The sequence below is a fragment of the Paractinoplanes brasiliensis genome (genome assembly GCF_004362215.1).
GTDB classification, from domain to species: domain Bacteria; phylum Actinomycetota; class Actinomycetes; order Mycobacteriales; family Micromonosporaceae; genus Actinoplanes; species Actinoplanes brasiliensis.
Map to the genome: position 1 here is coordinate 1,210,333 of NZ_SNWR01000002.1, position 17,807 is coordinate 1,228,139.

Consider the following 17,807-nt stretch of genomic DNA (forward strand, 5'->3'; position numbering starts at 1 on the left):
CGGCACCCACCCGGGCACCCAAAAATCGCGTTCCCCGGCGCTGGTGGCGCGCGTAGGGTCGGTTTCGTGACACGCCGGCTGGCTCTGGTCGGGCGAGAGTCCGAGCTCGCCGCGACAAGTCGTGCGTTCGGTGAGCTCGCCGAGGGGCGCTCCTGGACGCTGTGCCTGCGCGGCGAGCCGGGGATCGGCAAGTCCCGCATGGTGTCCGAGCTGAGCGAACGGGCGCGGGGCCGGAACATGCTGGTGCTCGGGGGCCGGGCCGCGGAGCTGGAACGCGACCTGCCCTTCGCGCTGCTGGCCGACGCCTTCGACAGTGCGCCCGCCTCCGACGGCGGCCGTGCCTCCGACGGTGGCCGTGCTCTCGACGGCGGCCGCGCCCTCGGCGGCGCCCCCGCCGAGCTGAGCCGGGCCCTGGACGGCCTGCCGCGCGACGACGCCGATCAGCTCGCCTCCGCCCTGCCGGCCCTCCGCCGCGACGACCACGGTTCCCCGCCCCTGCCGGCAGAACGACACCGGGTCGCCGGCGCGGTTCGGGCCCTGCTCGAACGGCTCGCCCGGCGCCGGCCCGTCGTGCTGCTCCTCGACGACGTGCACTGGGGCGACCCGGCCAGCGCCGACGTGCTCGCCCTGCTGATGCACCGCCCACCCCGCGCGCCGGTGCTGCTGGTGCTGGCCACCCGGCCGGGCCGGGCAGACGCTGTGACGCTCACGCTCACCCAGGCCGTACGCGACGGCCGGGGCCAGGTGTGCGATCTCCAGCCGCTGTCGGCCGACGACGTGGCACGCCTGCTGCCCGATCTGCCCGGCGGGGTGCGGGACAGGCTGTACCGGGATTCCGGCGGCAACCCGTTCTATCTCGAGGAACTGGCCCGCGGGTACGCCGGGCCGCCGTCACCGGCCTGGGGTGATCTCCCGGGAGTTCCGCGGGTCGTGCGGGCCGCCCTCGCCGGGGAGGTGAGCCGGCTGCCCGCCGAGGCGCGCCTGGTGCTGGAGGGCGCGGCCGTGGCGGGCGACCCGTTCGACGTGGATCTGGCGGCCGCGGCCGCCGGGCTGAGCGAGGCCGACGTGCTGGCCGCGCTCGACGCCCTGCTGGACGCCGACCTGATCCGTCCGACCGGCCGGGCCCGGCAGTTCCGGTTCCGCCATCCGCTCGTGCGCCGTTCGGTCTGTGAGGACACGGCGGGCGGATGGCGCATCGCCGCGCATGCCCGCGCCGCCGAGGCGTTACGAGCGCTCGGCGCCGCGCCCGCGCGGCTCGCGCACCACGTCGAACGGTCCGCCCGCCCCGGGCATCTGGACGCGATCTCGGCGCTGATCCGGGCGGCCGACGATGTCGCCACGGCCGCTCCGGCGACCGCCGCCGGCTGGTACGAGGCCGCGGTGCGCCTGCTGCCCGACGGCGGCGAGCACCGGGGGCGGCGCCTCTCGCTGCTGCGGGCGCAGGGCGGCGCGCTCGCGTCGGCCGGGCGTCCGGCGCACGCCCGGGACGTGCTGTATCGGCTGCTGCGGCAGATGCCGGCCGGGGCCGGCCGGGCACGGGTCGAGGTGGTCGAGGAGCTGGCTCAGCTGGAAGGAATGTGGACGGGCAACGCGGCCGTCGCGGGCAAACTCCTCCAGCGGGAACGGGCCGCCCTGGGCGCCGGCACACCGTGGGAAGCGGCGGTGCTGACCCTCGCCGAGGCACGCAACCACGGCACCAGCGGGGAACACACGACCGCGCTCGCCCTCGCCGAGGAAGCCGCCGCCCTGGCCCGCGAGGCCGGCGACAGTGTGCTGGAGGCCGACGCCGCGTGCCAGGCCGCCGACGACGCCCACTGTGCCCAGCGCAGCGCCGACCCGGCCCGGCGGGCGGCCGCCGAACAACGCATCGCGCGGGCCGCGGCCCTGGTCGGCGCGCTGACCGACGAGCAGGTCACCGGACGGTTGCAGATGCTGCTGTGGCTCGGCGTCGCCCGCGCGTTCACCGGGGACCTGACCGGCGGGGTCGCCGACGGCGAACGGGGCCTGGTGCTGGCCCGCCGCAGCGGTCAGGGCCTGCTGGCGCCGTCGTTCCTGATTCTGCGCGCCTACGCCGACGAGGAGCTGGGGCGGATCGAGGCCGCCCAGGTGGCCGCGGACGAGGTCCTGGACAACGCGATCGTCTCGAACAACCCGCAGCTCGGCCTCTGGGGCGCCATGATCGCCAGCCGGGTCGCCCTGATCCAGGGCCGGGTCGACGCGGCGCTCAGCCACGGGGAGGCCGCCTGGGCGTTCTGCGGCGTGGACCCGGGTTCGGCGGCGGGCTGGACCTTGGCCGACGCGCGGCTCGCGGCGGGCGATGTGGACGGGGCCGTCGCGGTGCTCGACGCGTTCGGCTGGGTCGAGCCCGGCCTGTGGACCCGGGACAGGGTGCGTGCCACCGACGTCGGGGTCCGGGTCCTGCTGGCCCAGGGCCAGGTCGAGAAGGCCACCGAGCTCGCGGCCCGCGCCCCGGCGGAGGCCGGTGGACGGTGCTCCGGCACCTTCGCCGGGATCATGGCCCGTATCGACGCCTCGGTGGCGCTCGCCCGCGGCGACCCCGGCGCGGCCGCGCGGGTGGCGGCGCCGGGGGCGGAGGCCGCGGATGTCGCCGGCACACCGTTGTGGGCGGGGCACTGCCGGATCATCGCCGGGGCTGCCCTCGCGGAGCTGGGCCGCGTCGACGAGGCACGGCGTCAACTGCGCCGGGCCGACCGTGACCTGCAGGCCCTGGGCGCCCACGGCATCCGTGAGGGTGCTCTCGCCGTCCTACGCCGGTTGGGTGAGCGCCCGCGGGGGCCGGTCAAGCCCCCGGATCCGGGCGGTGATCGGCTGGCCGCCCTGACCGCCCGCGAACGGGAGGTCGCCGAGCTGATCGGCTCGGGACACACCAACGCGGGCATCGCACGCCGGCTGCACCTGAGCGAACGCACGGTGGAGAAGCACGTCTCCAGCGTGCTGGCCAAGCTCGGCCTGCGTTCCCGCAACGCGGTCGGCCGCCTGCTCACCGACCAAGCCGGGACAGCTCGACCGCCACGCTGATCGACGTGACCGGGCCGCCACGCCACATTCGCCAGGCCGCCACCTCGTCACCCGCCCGCGCGGGATCAACGCCGGGCCGCCCGCATCATTCGTCTGAGCGAGACCGGCGCCGCGCTCGTCACGGCTGGGCGCGCGGGCCCTGCGGGTCGAGCGTGTCGATGAATTCGTGCGGGCTCTTCACATCCGGCTTGGCCCGCTCGGCGTCGGCCTCCGCGGCCATGGCCCGCGCGGCCGACGACGGGTCGACGCCCGACTTCTTGGCCGCCGCGACCACCTTGTTGTAGCCGCCCTCGGCAAGGGTGTAGGCGGCGCGGTAGTCGTGCTTGGCGAACGCGACCTTGGCCAGGCCCAGCAGCGCGTCCGCCGCGGCCAGGTCACCGCGGGACCTGCCGTTCGGGATCGTGGCGGCCAGCCGGTTCGCGGCCTCCCAGTAGGCGGCGGTCAGGAAGCGGTTGCTGTTGTCCCGGTCGAACTGCGAGAAGTCCCAGTTGACGTCGATGTAGCTCATCATCGAGTTGTTCTCGTCGCCCGCCCAGGCGAAGAACGTCGGCCCGGTGGGAGCGTAATCGACGCCCGTCTCGCTGTCCCAGCCGTCGTGCGGGTGCGACATGCCCAGGTGGTGGCCCACCTCGTGGATCGTCGTGGTGCTCAGGCCGTAACCGCTCTCGACGATGCTCTGCGACAGGAAGTTGAACACGTACGACTGGGTGCCGGTCTGCCAGTCGTCGTCGGCGAAGCCGAGCAGCGGCGGGTCGACGTCGGGCGGGAGCACGTAGTTGAAGACAGGCAGCTCGTAGTCGACCTTGTTGCCGTCGTCCTTGGTGCGGGCGAGGTTGTCACGGTTGTAGAGGAACAGGTTGGCGTCCGACGGCAGGCCGCTTCCGGGGTAGCAGCTCTCGCCGCTGACGAAGCCGTCGTAGCAGGCCCTGTTCTTGGCGTCGAGCGCGAAGTCCTGGTTGTCGTAGTCGATCTTGTTGCGCCAGCGCAGCTCGGACAGCTCCTTCACCACGAGCTTGGGCTTGACGTACCGCGCCGAGGCGTCCAGCCCGGGCCAGCCCTCGTACGTGTTGGCGTCGATGTTGATGGATCGCGGCGGCTCGGTCGTCGGCAGCTCGACCGGGTAGAGCGGCGAGGTCGTCATCAGCAGGTTCAGCGCCACGTACCGGGTGATCTTGCCCAGGTCGCCGGCCAGCGCGGCCGGCGTACGGTAGCCACCGGCCGCGTACTCCCAGATCGGGGGCATGCGGTAGTCGGGCTCGCCGTCACCGTCGACGTCCGCGTTGGTGACGTCGTAGTTCTCCGTCCACGACTCGGGGCCGGCCGACAGGTCGTGGAACCAGACGCGGCGGGTGGCGCCGAGACCGGTCTCCTCGTCGTCGGCGGTGGTGCCGCCCCACGCGATCATCTTGCGGCTGTCGCGGCTGGCGCCGAAGTCGTAGCCGGTGTCGGGGTCGGGCTCGCCGGTCTTGGTGTAGACGTGGAACTTGAAGTCGGACCGCCCGTGCCAGTTGATGAAGTAGACGGTGTTGCGCCGGGTGTCGACCCCCGACGGCGGGTGGAAGGCCAGGTACTTCTCCACACTGGGGGCGTCGATCGTGTGGTTCGCGGTGACGTCGAGGACACCGGCCTGCGTGTTGTAGGCCTCCTGGTACTCGGTGAGCGGCGCGGGCTTGGCCAGCTTGCCGAGCTGGTTGAAGAACTTGTTCTCGTACGCGCGGTCGGCGTACGTCAGTCGATAGTCGTATTTGTACGTGATGCCGAGCTTCTCGACCACGTCGTAGGCCAAGCGGGAGCGCACGACCGGCTCGTACTTCTTCGCGAGCTCACCCTTGAACGCGCCCGCGCCGACCTGGCCCGGCTCGTAGCCGACGAAGACCACGTTCACCGGCACCGTCTCGGTGAGCCTGGGCTGGCCGCCGGGCGCGAGGAAGTTGTACCGGTAGGCGGGAGCCGCCGCGCCGGCCGGGGTTGCGGACGCCCCGACCATGGCGGCGACCAACAGTGCGATGAAGGCGCCACTCCGTCTCATGCGCACACCAAACCATCAGCGACCGCCGATGGGAAGTCCCCGTGCGGACAAGCACCATCGATCCCGGTCAATTGCGGACAACTCCCGCCGGACGGGGTCGAAGCCGCTGTGGCGCCGCGCATGCGTTCGTCACTCGTTCGGCTGATGCCACCACGTATCGTGTCCGCCCACTGCCCCGCCCCCGCGCGCCGACGATCTTTCCCGCCCCCGTGGCGACCAGCCAAAGCGCTGCCTCGGAGGCGCGTTTCCCCGTACGCCCGCGCGGCCGGGCCCCTTCGACGCGGCGGCTATAACCCATGTCGTACGCGTACGCGCATCCCGCCGCCGAGGAGGTTGCCGCCATGGGCGCGCCCGACCCCGTCCCGGTCACCGAGCCAGGTCCCGCCGTACGGCTCCCCTCCGTGCCCTCGCCCCGTCCCGCCACCGACCCACCGGCCGCGGCCGATCCGCCGGACCCCACAGCGCCCGCGGCCGACCACCCGCCTGCAGCCACTCCGCCGGCCGTCGACGACCCGGCCACCCGCGTTCCGCATTCCCTCGGCAACGGGACTGCCCCCGCTCCGCCGGCATTCGATGACCCGCCCACGGCCGACACGACCGGCGAGGAGCCGCCGGGCACGCCGCCGTCCGCCTCATCGCCACCCGAGTCACACCCCGCCGGCTCCTCCGCGCAGGTCGCACGGGCCGACGCGCCCGCGCTGCCGAGACAGCGCGACCCGGCGGAGGGACCCGCCGACATCACCGGCGCACTCGAGGCGCTGGGCGAGAGGAGCCCGGCGGCGGCGCAACTGCTGTGTCTGTGCGCGGTGCTGCATCCCGCGCCGGTGCCGGTCGACGTCTTCACGCGGTCGCTGCCGATCCTGCCGCGACCGCTCGGCGGGGTCGCGCCGATGCAGTTCAACGGCCTGGTGGCGGCCCTCGTCGGGCTCGGCCTGGCACATCGCGGCAGCCAGGGGCTGCGGGTGCCCGAGCCGGTGCGGGAAGCCGTTCGCGCCGACCTGGGCGAGGCGGCCACGGCCGTGTGCCGGGCCTACGCCGGGTCGCTGGTCGCCGCCGCCGTGCCCGACCAGGTGGCCGAGCCCTCATCGTGGCCGCGCTGGGCCGTGCTGGCGCCGCATCTGATCGCGTCGGACGCCGCGCACAGCCCCGACCCCGTGCTCCGGGCCGCCGCTTGCAGCCTGGTGGTGAGCCTGCTGCACCGGGGCAAGGCCCGCCCGGCCCGCACGATCGCCACCGAACTGCACACCGGCTGGCGCGAAACCCTCGGCCCCGACCACCCCGACACGCTGCGCTGCGCCCACGAGCTGGCCCGTTCCCTGGTGGCCGCGGGCGCCCTGCTGCCGGCCCGCAAACTGCTCGACGAAACGATCACCCGCCTGGCCGGCACGCTGGGCGCCACCCATCCGCAGACCCGGGTGGCCGCCGAGACCCGCCGGGGCGTTCTGCTCCGCATGGGCGGGGCGCCCCGGGCTGACGGCTCGCGGGGGAAGGCCGCTCACCGCCGCCGCAGACAGCCCTGACCGGTCAGCACTCGATCACGTTGACGGCCAGCCCGCCGCGCGCCGTCTCCTTGTACTTGACCTTCATGTCGGCCCCCGTCTCCTTCATGGTCTTGATGACCTTGTCGAGGGAGACGTGATGGCGGCCGTCCCCACGCAGCGCCATCCGGGCCGCCGTGACCGCCTTGACCGCGGCCATGCCGTTGCGCTCGATGCACGGGATCTGCACCAGCCCGCCGACCGGGTCGCAGGTCAGCCCCAAGTTGTGCTCCATGCCGATCTCGGCCGCGTTCTCCACCTGCTCGGGGGTGCCGCCCAGCACCTCGGCCAGCCCCGCCGCCGCCATCGCGCACGCGCTGCCCACCTCGCCCTGACAACCCACCTCGGCGCCCGAGATCGACGCGTTCTCCTTGAAGAGCAGCCCGATCGCGCCCGCGGTGAGCAGGAACCGGACCACCCCCTCGTCGTCGGCGCCCGGGACGAAGTTCACGTAGTAGTGCAGAACCGCCGGGATGATGCCGGCCGCGCCGTTGGTGGGCGCGGTGACGACCCGGCCGCCTGCCGCGTTCTCCTCGTTCACGGCCATCGCGTACGCGGTCAGCCACTCCATCGCGTGCTCGGCCGGGCGCCCCGCCACGCGCAGCTGCCGGGCCGTCGCCGCCGCCCGCCGCCGCACCCTCAGGCCACCGGGCAGCACGCCCTCGGCTTCGAGCCCGGCCGTCACACATTCGCGCATGACCCGCCAGATCTCCAAGAGGCCCGTACGCGTCCCGGCCGTGGAACGCCAAGCGGTCTCGTTCTCGAGCATGAGCCGCGAGATCGACAGCCCCGTCGACGAGGTCAGCCGGAGCAGTTCGGCCCCGCTGGCGAACGGGTGCCGCAACGGCGTGGCGCCGGCGCGCACCAGGCCGGTCTCGTCCAGCACGAACCCGCCGCCCACCGAGTAGTAGGTCTTGCTCAGCACCGTCGAACCGTCACCGGCGTACGCGGAAAAGGTCATGCCGTTGGGATGCCCGGGCAGCGTGCGACGGCGGTGCAGCACCAGATCGACGCCGATGACACGGTCGCCGTGGTCGAAACCGCCCCGGGCGTGGATGGCCGCGGCCCGCGAGTCGGCGGTGGAGACGTCGACGGTTTCCGGTTCGGCGCCCTCGAGCCCGAGAAGAACGGCCTTGGGGGTGCCGTGCCCATGACCGGTGGCGCCGAGCGAGCCGAACAGCTCGGCCCGTACGAGGGTCACCCCGGGCGCCGCATCGAGCAGGCTCGCGAACATGCGGGCGGCCCGCATCGGTCCGACGGTGTGCGAGCTGGACGGCCCGATACCGACGGAGAACAGGTCGAAGACGGACACGGCCATGGGAGGCTCCCTGACGAGACGGCGGGTAGGCCTCCCTCGCTCTGTCATGGGGCCTGAGAGCTTCATCGGCCGGCGGGCGGCTGATTTGCACCTTGGGCGCGGGGTTTCCCGGCTTTCCAGAGTCGCCGGCCACGACGGTACGGGTGCCTGAGAGATTCTGAGGGAGAAGTTGCTCCTTCGGCGCCCCCGGCGCGGGGAACTCTCCCGCCGGGGCCAAAGCGGTGTGCAGTTGTGGCCCGCAAGGTAGCGATCCGCTGTCGACGGGTCAAGACCAACGGGACGGGCCTCGAACGCCCGCCTCCCCAGGTTACCCGCTCACCGATCCCAGGCGTGCCGCTGGAGGGGCCGGGCGAGCGCCGGGGCCGCGCGGCAGGAACGGACTGCCCGCGTCGGCCCCGCGCTGACCAGGGTGCCGATGTCGAGCCGGCCGGCGCCGGTGTTGTCGACGACGTCGGGCGGGTTGCCGCCGACGAAGCGGGGTTGCATGGCCTCGCCGACCTTCTGCAACCCCTTGTGGTCGACGGTGGCCCGCGGGTACTTCGCCGTGTAGGCCGACTCGGCCTTGATCGCGTAGTCGTCGCCGTAGCCGCCCTTGAAGACGACCACCTCGAGGGGAGCGTCGGCCTTCACGCCGAGCGGGTTCTCCGCCGTCTTCTCGGCGCCCTCGGCCGGCTGGTCCGGGGAGGAGTCGCCGGAGGTCACACACCCGGCGGCAAAAGGCACGGTGACCGCCGCGGTGACGGCCGTACGCAGCAGTGTTCGCCTGGTGGGACAAGGTCTGAGCGGGGAATCAGGGTTCATCACAGTGCTCTCTTCCTATGCGGTGCGCCGGATGCGCCCGGCGTACCGCGCCTCGATCTCTGCGTTGTGGTCCTTGCCGCCGGGCACGTTGTCCGACAGGTGGACGGGCGGGGTGATCCCCGCCGCGAGCAGGCGCTCCACGACCTCGGCGACGATCTGCTGGGCCGGCAGCGCCGCGGTGATCGACGAGACCGCGCCGACCGCTCCCCCGCCGGGCAGTGGAATTGTGGCGTCGCCGTACGGGGCGCCGTTGTCGAGCACCACGTCGGCGATCTCGCCGAGCTTGCGCCCGCCGGGGTGCCGCGACTCGACCCCCGCCGAGTGCTCGGCCGAGGTGATCGCGATCAGTTTGTGCCCCCGTTCCTTGACCAGCAGCGCCATCTCGACGACGGCGCCGTTGATGCCGGAGTTGGAGGCGATGACGAACGCGTCGTCGGGTTTGATCGGGGCCAGCTCGTAGAGCCGGTGCGCGATGTCGGTCCGGCGCTCCACCCCGGGGTCGGCCAGTTCCGACAGGGGCGAACCGCCGTACAGGACGATGTCGCGCAGGGCGATCCGGTTGGTCGGCACCAGTCCCCCGCGCGACCGGCGATCTCCATGGCCAGGGCCTCCGAGTGCCCGCAGCCGAAGGCCTGGATCACTCCCCCGTTGCGTACGCCCGGAGTGGCTGAGCCCGATGGCCACGTCCCCCGGCAGCGTCAGGGCGGCGTTGGTGAGCGCGGTGTGCGAGTCGGTGCGGTGCCAGACGGGGACCCGGATGCGCTCGAACCGGAACGCCATCTCGCGGGCGGCCTCCTGACGGCCGGCACCCCCGTACGCGACGAGGTCCGCGCCGTCCTGCGTGGGCGCGGCGTCGACGCTGTCACCGGTGGCGACCCGGCCGCCGGAGCCGCCTGGCTGGCCGCCCGCGATTTGACGCCGCTCTCCCCCGCCGGCCTGCACGCCGCGCTGCTCGCCCGCTAATTCGCGTGCGCCCGGATCGCCGGCACGCCAGGATCGACGACAACTCGAGCAGGAAAGGAGGGTTCCCATGTTCTCGTCATGCTCATCGGTGCCCACTGGGAGGCTTCGTTGTTGTTCCGCACCATGGCCGAGTCCGATCTCGACCTGATCCTGACCTGCCTGTCCGAACCGTCCGTCAACACCACCACCGAGGCGCGGTTCCGCGAGCATCTGGCCGCTCGCAGTTACCGCCCCGAGTGGACCTGGCTCGCCTTCGACGGCGACGCCCTGGCCGGGCTGGCCGTCTGGTGGGGTTTTCCCGCCGGTGACCGGCCGCTTGCCCTCGACGCGCTGTGGGCCGCGCCGGCCGTCGCCGATCCGGTGCCGTTGTGGGCCGGGCTCATCCGGCAAGTGCCGCCCCCCGTGGAGTACCACATCTTCACGACCCCGGACTCCCGCGACGACCCCGGGATCGATCTGCGCCTGCGCGCCGCCGCCGAGGCGGGCCTGAAAAACCTCAACGAGCGTTTCCGGTACGAGTGGACGAGCGCGTCGCCGCTGCCGGAGCGCTCGACCCGGCTCGCCTTCGCCCCGGCCACGGACGAGGAGTTCGCCGACGCCTTCGAGCGGATCTCGGCCGGCAGCCTCGACGTGGCGATGCGTGCGGGCGTGGCCCGGCAGGGTGCGCGGGCCCAGGCGCTGGCCGACCTCGAGGACTACAAGATGATGCCCGGCCCGCGGGAGTGGTGGCGCCTCGCCCACGACAGCGAACGGAACCTCGTCGGGGCCGCGCTGCCCTCGGCCAACGCCGGCGGCCCGGTCGTCGGCTACGTCGGGGTGGTGCCCGAGCAGCGCGGCCACGGGTATGCGGCCGACCTGCTGGCCGAGATCACCTGGATGCTGGCCGCCGAGGGCGCGACGGTGATCCGGGCCGACACCGACAGCACGAACACGCCAATGGTGGCGACCTTCGAACGGCAAGGTTATCGGCGATTCGCGCTCCGATTGGTCGCGTGCTGACAGTGATCCGGATTACTTCATTTCCCGATCGGGCAATCGGCCGGAGAAATGGTGATCTATTGTGGAGCGGTTCCGTCGCCGGTCGTTAACACGCCGGAATCAATGGTTCATCGAGCCGGACCGTTGCGCCGGGATCCCCTGTGCGATACGGGATCCCGGCATCCGAACGGCCCGGCAAAACCGGACGGGACGGACTTCGTGTTGCGGCCTCATTTCTGATCCGATAACGCTTTCCGGCGCGCTGTAAAACCCGCGACAGTCCACTTGATACGCACGAGGTGAACCCCGTTAGGGTCTTTCTGTCCGGCGAAACCGGGACCTGCGGAGAAAGACTCGGGAAGAGGCCATGACATTGGCTGCCGTAATCATGATTGTCGTGTCCCTGGTGCTCGCGGCGTTCGCCGCGGTGACGCTGTGGTGGACCATGCATGCCTGGCGCACGCCGGAGACCCTGGCCGGCACGCGGTTCGCCCCGCCCGACGGGGAACAGCACCTGAGCTTCTCGCTGCTGCTGCCGGCCCGCCACGAGAAATCCGTCCTCGAGCACACCGTCCAGCGGCTCCTGCGCTCCACCCACGAGGCCTTCGAGATCATCATCATCGTCGGGCACGACGACCCCGGCACGACCGAGGTCGCGCACCGGGTGGCGGCCACCGCACCGGGGCGGATCCTGGTCGTGATCGATCACAACGAGCAGAAGAACAAGCCCCGTGCCCTCAACACGGCCCTGCCCTACGTACGGGGTGACGTGGTCGGAGTCTTCGACGCCGAGGACCAGGTGCACCCGTTGCTGCTCGAACACGTCGACCACGCCTTCCGGGCCACCGGCGCCGACGTGGTGCAGGGCGGCGTCCAGCTGATCAACTTCCATTCCAGCTGGTACAGCCTGCACAACTGCCTGGAGTACTTCTTCTGGTTCCGCAGCCGGCTGCACCTGCACGCCAAGAAGGGGTTCATCCCGCTCGGCGGCAACACCGTGTTCGTCCGCTCCGACGTGCTGCGCGAGGCGAACGGCTGGGACGGGACGTGCCTGGCCGAGGACTGCGACCTGGGCGTACGGCTCTCCAGCCGGGGCAAGAAGGTCGTGGTCGCGTACGACTCGACCATCGTCACCCGCGAGGAGACGCCGCACTCGGTGGCCGCCCTGCTCAAGCAGCGCACCCGCTGGCACCAGGGCTTCCTGCAGGTGCTGCGCAAGGGCGAGTGGCGCCGGCTGCCCAGCTGGCGGTCGCGGATGCTCGCGCGGTACACCCTGACCAGCCCGTTCCTGCAAGCGTTCTCGGGTGTGGTCATCCCGGTCGGCGTCGCCGTCGCGATCCTGGCGCAGCTGCCCGTGCTGGTCGCGCTGTTCACGTTCCTGCCGGTGCTGCCGATGGCGGCCACGCTGATGTTCCAGATCGTCGGGCTGCACGACTTCGGCCGCGAGTACGACCTGCGCATCCGCTGGCATCACTACCTCGCGCTGGTTCTCGGGGCCTTCCCGTACGCGTTGGTCCTGTCGACGGCGGCGTTGCGCGCGGTGTGGCGCGAGTACACCGGCCGCCGCAACTGGGAACTGACCACGCATGTCGGCGCGCACCTCGAGGGGGCCCCGGCGTGACCGTCCTCGAACTCGTCAAACCGGCCTCGCCCGCCCCGGTCGAGGCGAAACCCAAGGACCGCACCGACTTCTACCTCTCGGTCGGTCTCACGACGGTGGTGCTGGCCCTGCTGGCGTGGAACATCACCGGCTTCCCGACCGCCAGCGACGACGAGGGCACCTACCTCGCGCAGGCGTGGGCTGTGCAGCACGGCAAAGGCCTGGCCCACTACACGTACTGGTACGACCATCCGCCGCTGGCCTGGATCCAGCTGGCCGCCGGCTCGTGGCTGCCCGGCCTGATCGCGCCGGGCCTGCTCGCCGTGGCAGCGGGCCGGATAGCCATGCTGCCCCTGCAGGCGGCCGGTCTGCTGCTGGTCTACGTGATCGGCCGGCGCGTCGGGTTCCCGCGCTGGGCCGCCGCGCTGGGCCTGCTCACGTACGGGCTCTCCCCGCTGTTCCTCACCATGGGCCGGCAGATCTACCTGGACAGTTTCGCGGTCGTCTGGATCCTGGCCGCGCTGGCGCTCGCCCTGTCGCCCAGCAAGCACCTGTGGCACTTCGCCGCCGCCGGGGCCGCCGCCGCGGTCGGGGTGCTGTCCAAGGAGACGATCCTGGTCATCCTGCCCGCCGTGCTGGTCGCGCTCTGGCAGAACACGGCCCGCAGCAGCACCCGCCCGTGGGCGTACGGCGCCTTCGCGAGCGGCCTGGTGCTCGTCGGCTGCTTCTACCCCCTGTACGCGTTGCTGCGCGGCGAACTGTTCCCCGGCGAGGGGCACGTCTCGCTGCTGGGCGCGGTCCAGTTCCAGCTCGGCTCCCGTTCCGGGTCGGGCAGCATCTTCGAGGCCGGGTCGGGCGCCAACGCGCTGCTGCACTCGTGGCTCTACTACGACAGCGTGCTGCTGATCGCGGGATCGGTGGCCACGGTCGCCGGTCTCGCCCTGCGGCGGTTGCGCCCGGTCACGGTGGCCGGCGCGATCCTGATCCTGGTGGCGTTGCGTCCCGGCGGCTACCTCCCGGCCATGTACGTCGTGCAGGTGCTGCCGTTCTTCGCGCTCGCGATCGCCGGGGTCCTCGCCTGGGCGCTGAGCCGGACGCGGGGGCTTGTGAAGCCGGTCGCCATCGGCCTCGCGGTGCTGCTCGCCGCGTTCGTCGTGGCGCCCCGCTGGTACGTCGGCGATCGCCGTGCCCTGACGGCCGACGACAACGCCGCGTACGTGGAAACCGCCCGTTATCTGCGCGCGCAGCCGCCCTCCACGGTGGTCGTCGACGACGTGCTGTGGCTCGACTGTGTCAACGCCGGATACCCCGAGGACAGGGTGATCTGGTTCTACAAGCTCGACCTCGACGCCGAGGTCGCGGCCCGGCTGCCCGGCGGCTGGCGCGACGTCGACTACGTGGTCTCGTCGCCCGCCCTGCGCCAGGACCCGGGCACCCTGCCGACCGTCACCACCCTGCTCAGAAACAGCGCCGTGATCGAGTCGTTCGGCTCGGGCGACGGTGTCATCGAGATCCGCAAGGTCGTCAAGGAGCCCTCATGACCGTCACAACCGACACTTCCGCGACCTCCCCGGCCTCGGTCCCAGCGGTCGCCGCCCAGGACCCGGCTGTCTCCGAGGCTCCGGCGCCGGTGCGGGCCACCCTCCGCGGCACCATCGGTGAGCTGCCCGTCGGCACGGCCCTCAAGCAGACGGTGGTCGTGCCCACCTACAACGAGCGCGACAACATCGGCACCCTGCTCGAACGGCTCGCGTCGGCCCTGCCCGCGAACGACACCGAGATCGTCTTCGTGGACGACAGCACGGACGACACCCCCGACGTCATCCGCGCCGCCGCCGACGGCTACCCCATCCCGGTCACCGTGCTGCACCGCGAACACGCGACCGGCGGGCTCGGCGGCGCTGTCGTCGAGGGGCTCCGCGCGGCCCGCGGCGAGTGGATCGTGGTCATGGACGCCGACCTGCAGCACCCGCCCGAGGTCGTCCCCGCGCTGGTGGCGGCCGGGCGGCGGGACGGGGCCGACCTGGTGGTGGGCAGCCGCTACGCGGGCGGGGGCAGCCGGGCCGGGCTCGACGGCGGATACCGGCGGCTCGTCTCGGGCGGCTCCACCCTGGTCACCAAGGTGATCTTCCGGACCAACCTGTTGCAGGTCAGCGACCCGATGAGCGGGCTGTTCGCGATCCGGGCCAGTTCGCTGGAGACCGGGGAACTGCGGCCGCTGGGCTACAAGATCCTGCTCGAGCTGATCGTCCGGAACCGGCCCGGCCGTATCGTCGAGGTCCCGTACGCGTTCCAGCCGCGCCACGCCGGCGAGTCCAAGTCAAGCCTGGCCGAGGGCCTGCGGTTCGGAAAACACCTGGCGATCCTGCGGTTCGGGGCCAAGCGGGCGCGGATGCTGGTGTTCGCGATGATCGGCGTCTCGGGGCTGCTGCCCAACCAGGCCGCCCTGTGGCTGCTGCACGCGGTGTTCGGCGTGCACTACGTGCCGGCGGCGATCGTGGCCAACCTGATCGCGGTCGGGTGGAACTTCGCGCTGACCGACGCCCTGCTCTATCGCAACCGGCGGCAGCATCGCAGCTTCGCCGGGCGGATCAGCCGGTTCTTCCTGCTGGGCAACGCTGATCTGCTGCTGCGGGTGCCGTTGCTGGCGCTGCTGGTCTCGGGGCTGCACGTCGGTGTGCTGATCGCCAACCTGATCACGCTGCTGGTCTCGTTCGTGCTCCGCTTCCTGATCCTCGACGGCGTCATCTACCGGGCGCGGCGGCCATGAACGCCGGCCGTCTCCCCGCGACAGGTCCCGACGCGGCCACCCCCGGCGCGGCGCCTCCTCACGCGGCCACCCCGAGCGCGGCCACCCTGAGCGCGGCCACCCCCAGCGCGGCCACCGCGGGCACGGCGGCCCTGACGCGGACGCCGCGGCCCTGGCTCAGCCGCCGCAACCGCCGCGACCTCGGAGTCATAGGCGTTCTGGCGCTTTTGTTCGCGCTGGCTCTCCCCACCCCACCGGCAGCCGCCGGGGCCAACCTCGTCGCCAACGGCGGCCTCGAGGCGATCGGCGCGGACGGCTTCCCGGTCTGCTGGGAACGCTCCGGCTGGGGCGACTCCCCCTACACGTTCGACGTCACCGACCAGGCCCACACCGGCGCCAAGGCCATGCAGATCACGCTCGCCCAGACGGCCCCCGGCGACCGCAAGGCCATGATGCTCGAGAATCCGTCCTGCGCCCCCAACGTCACGCCGGGTCACCAGTACGACCTGAGCGTCTGGTACACCACGACCACGCCCAACACGGTCATGACGGTGTTCCGCCACGACGTCGCGCAGGGCTGGGTCTACTGGACCGACCTGGCCACGATGCCGGTGACCGCGACCTACCAGCAGCAGACCGTACGCACCCCGCAGGTCCCGCCCGGCACCGACCAGATCGTCTGGGGCGTCACCATCTACGGGGCGGGCACCCTGCGTACGGACGACTACACGATGGAGGACGTCACCCAGCCCGCCCCCGGCACGACCGCTTGCACGGCCGGTGCGGCGTGCACGCAGGGCGCCTGGCAGGTGATGCCGTTCGACTCCCCCGTACGGGCAATTCACGCCGTTGTCCTGCACAACGGGGACGTGCTGCTGGTCGCTGGGTCGGGTAACAACCTCGACGACTTCGGAGCCGGCACCTTCAAGACCGCCGTCTACAAGCCGTCGACGGGGACGTTCGTCGACGTGCCGACCCCGGCCGACCTGTTCTGCGCCGGGCACGTGCAGCTGGCCGACGGGCGGGTGCTGGTGATGGGCGGCAACAAGGACTATCCCTCGGCCGACGGGACGGTCGGCTACAAGGGCCTGCCCGACTCGTTCATCTTCGACCCGGCCACCAGCAGCTATACGCGCGTCAACGACATGACCGCGGGCTCCTGGTATCCGTCGGCCACGATCCTCGGCAACGGTGACGTCATCTCGCTGGGCGGCCTCAACGAGGAATCGTCGGGCATGGTGGCCACGCAGTACTTCGACGTGAGCGAGCAACGCTGGCTCGGCCTGGGCGAGGCCAACCAGACCTGGAGTTTCTGGGGGCTGTACCCGTCGATGATCCTGATGCAGGACGGCCGGCTCTTCTACACCGGCAGTCACGTCTTCGGCAACGGCCTGCCCGGCACCGGCGCGTCGATCTACAACTACGACGCGAACACGATCACCGGAGTACCGGGTCTGCAAAACAAGGACGAACGGGACCAGTCGATGAGCGTGCTGCTGCCACCCGCGCAGGACCAGCGGGTGCTCACCCTCGGCGGCGGCAACATCGACACCAACCCGGACGCCAACCGGCTCACCGACCTGATCGACCTGAAACAGGCGGCTCCCGTCTACACGGCCGGCCCGCTGCTGCCCACCGGCGCCGGGCAGACCCCCACCCAGGGCAAGATGTACGTCTCGGCGGTGCTGCTGCCCGACGGCAAGGTCTTCGAGACCGGTGGCGCCCTGCACAACCGGGCCGACCCGGTGTACGAGGCGTCGATGTTCGACCCGGTGACCAACACGTTCACCGCCGGCATGGCGACCGACCCGGTGCCGCGCGGCTACCACTCGTCGGCGTTCCTGCTGCCCGACGGCCGCGTGATGGCGGTCGGCAACAACCCCGGCGACGGCAGCTTCGACATGCGCCTGTCGGTCTACTCCCCGCCCTACCTGTTCAAGGGCGCCCGGCCGCAGATCCTCTCGATGTCCGGCAACACCTGGGCGTACGGGAGCTCCAACACGATCACCGTCGACGGCCCGATCCTGAAGGCCGAGCTGATCCGCCCGGCCGCCGTGACCCACTCCAGCGACCCCAACCAGCGCTTCGTCGACCTGCCGATGACGGTCACCGGCAACACGATCGACCTGAACCTGACCAGCAACCCCAACCTGGCCCCGCCCGGCTGGTACATGCTCTTCGTGGTCGGCGCCAACGGAGTCCCCTCGGTGGCGAAGTGGGTGAAGGTCGGATGACCCCCCGCCGCCTGGTCCTGTTCACCGCCGTCGCCGTGGCCGCCTCCGCCGCCGTGATGATCGCGTTGCTGCTGCGGCCGGCACCGGCCGCCGTCACCCCTGTCAAAGCGGCCCCGCCGCTCACCCGCCCGGTGCCGACACCGGCGCCGTCGGTCGAGGCGGCCCTTCCGCCCGAGGGGGTGGTCGTGGCCGCCACCACGGCCATCCCCTCGGCCGCACCGGCCTCCACCGCCGCCACACCCGCGGCTCCGGCCCCGGCCCCGTTCGTGCAATCCTTCGCCGCGCAGCCCGGCGTGAAGCCGCTGCCGGCCCTGCCCTCCCCGACCGCGCCGCTCAAGGTCCCGGCCAACGTCGACGGCTGCGACCGCGGCTACGGCACCCGCACCCAGTGCGTCCCGTGGACCTTCCCGTCCTCCGCCACCGACAAGTGCGCCTGGCTGGCCGCCCAGGGCTTCACCCACCTCACCGTCCACGGCACCGACCGCCACCAGCTGGACCCCGACAAGAACGGCACCGCCTGCGACTGACCGTTCCCGTGACTCACAGGTGGCCGCCATG

12 protein-coding genes, 1 pseudogene and 2 riboswitches are annotated in these 17,807 nt (G+C 72.1%); of the genes and pseudogenes, 9 read left to right on the top strand and 4 right to left on the bottom strand.

Annotated features, from left to right (window positions below; translation table 11 throughout):
* The first annotated feature begins 66 nt into the window (after positions 1-66).
* Complete coding sequence (locus tag C8E87_RS37635) at positions 67-3,039, top strand: helix-turn-helix transcriptional regulator (RefSeq protein WP_133878142.1); 2,973 nt, start codon at positions 67-69, stop codon at positions 3,037-3,039.
* A 118-nt stretch (positions 3,040-3,157) separates the two neighbouring features.
* Here the strand turns inward: C8E87_RS37635 and C8E87_RS37640 are convergent, their stop codons facing one another.
* Entirely contained in the window at positions 3,158-5,068 is a 1,911-nt protein-coding gene (locus C8E87_RS37640; RefSeq protein ID WP_133878143.1) for a zinc metalloprotease, read from the bottom strand.
* A 296-nt stretch (positions 5,069-5,364) separates the two neighbouring features.
* On the opposite strand from C8E87_RS37640, the gene C8E87_RS37645 reads away from it, so the two are divergent.
* Positions 5,365-6,588, top strand: a complete 1,224-nt coding sequence (locus tag C8E87_RS37645) for a tetratricopeptide repeat protein (protein WP_133878144.1) — start codon at positions 5,365-5,367, stop codon at positions 6,586-6,588.
* Between the two features lie 4 nt (positions 6,589-6,592).
* Here C8E87_RS37645 and C8E87_RS37650 read toward each other — a convergent pair whose 3' ends face one another.
* The 3 genes and pseudogenes from C8E87_RS37650 to C8E87_RS37660 form a co-directional block, all read right to left on the bottom strand.
* Positions 6,593-7,924, bottom strand: coding sequence for an L-serine ammonia-lyase (locus C8E87_RS37650; RefSeq protein WP_133878145.1), 1,332 nt, complete (start codon positions 7,922-7,924; stop codon positions 6,593-6,595).
* 39 nt (positions 7,925-7,963) lie between these two features.
* Positions 7,964-8,046: riboswitch (glycine riboswitch) on the bottom strand.
* Positions 8,047-8,049: 3 nt separating this feature from the next.
* A riboswitch (glycine riboswitch) is annotated at positions 8,050-8,141 on the bottom strand.
* A gap of 98 nt (positions 8,142-8,239) precedes the next feature.
* Positions 8,240-8,725 carry a type 2 periplasmic-binding domain-containing protein gene (locus C8E87_RS37655; RefSeq protein ID WP_239080111.1) on the bottom strand — a complete coding sequence of 162 codons (486 nt, stop codon included), beginning with the start codon at positions 8,723-8,725 and terminating at the stop codon, positions 8,240-8,242.
* Positions 8,726-8,740: 15 nt separating this feature from the next.
* Positions 8,741-9,381: pseudogene (locus C8E87_RS37660) on the bottom strand (sugar isomerase domain-containing protein); the annotation flags it as partial.
* An 82-nt stretch (positions 9,382-9,463) separates the two neighbouring features.
* Between C8E87_RS37660 and C8E87_RS37665 the strand changes: the two are divergent.
* From C8E87_RS37665 to C8E87_RS37695, 7 genes are all read left to right on the top strand, one after another.
* Positions 9,464-9,688: a hypothetical protein gene (locus C8E87_RS37665; protein ID WP_133878146.1), complete on the top strand. Its 225-nt coding sequence runs from the start codon at positions 9,464-9,466 to the stop codon at positions 9,686-9,688.
* A 78-nt stretch (positions 9,689-9,766) separates the two neighbouring features.
* Positions 9,767-10,687 (top strand): GNAT family N-acetyltransferase, encoded by a 921-nt coding sequence (locus C8E87_RS37670; RefSeq protein ID WP_203720585.1) that lies wholly within the window; start codon positions 9,767-9,769, stop codon positions 10,685-10,687.
* A 346-nt stretch (positions 10,688-11,033) separates the two neighbouring features.
* A complete protein-coding gene (locus tag C8E87_RS37675) occupies positions 11,034-12,287 on the top strand; it encodes a glycosyltransferase (RefSeq protein WP_166661407.1) in 1,254 nt (417 codons plus the stop codon).
* A complete protein-coding gene (locus C8E87_RS37680) occupies positions 12,284-13,807 on the top strand; it encodes an ArnT family glycosyltransferase (protein WP_133878147.1) in 1,524 nt (507 codons plus the stop codon). The genes C8E87_RS37675 and C8E87_RS37680 overlap by 4 nt, the downstream gene beginning before the upstream one ends.
* A complete protein-coding gene (locus C8E87_RS37685) occupies positions 13,804-15,036 on the top strand; it encodes a glycosyltransferase (RefSeq protein WP_133878148.1) in 1,233 nt (410 codons plus the stop codon). The genes C8E87_RS37680 and C8E87_RS37685 overlap by 4 nt, the downstream gene beginning before the upstream one ends.
* A complete protein-coding gene (locus tag C8E87_RS37690; protein WP_133878149.1) occupies positions 15,033-17,249 on the top strand; it encodes a galactose oxidase early set domain-containing protein in 2,217 nt (738 codons plus the stop codon). The genes C8E87_RS37685 and C8E87_RS37690 overlap by 4 nt, the downstream gene beginning before the upstream one ends.
* Positions 17,246-17,776, top strand: a complete 531-nt coding sequence (locus tag C8E87_RS37695) for a hypothetical protein (protein ID WP_133878150.1) — start codon at positions 17,246-17,248, stop codon at positions 17,774-17,776. Before C8E87_RS37690 ends, C8E87_RS37695 begins: the two co-directional genes overlap by 4 nt.
* The last annotated feature ends 31 nt before the right edge of the window (positions 17,777-17,807 follow it).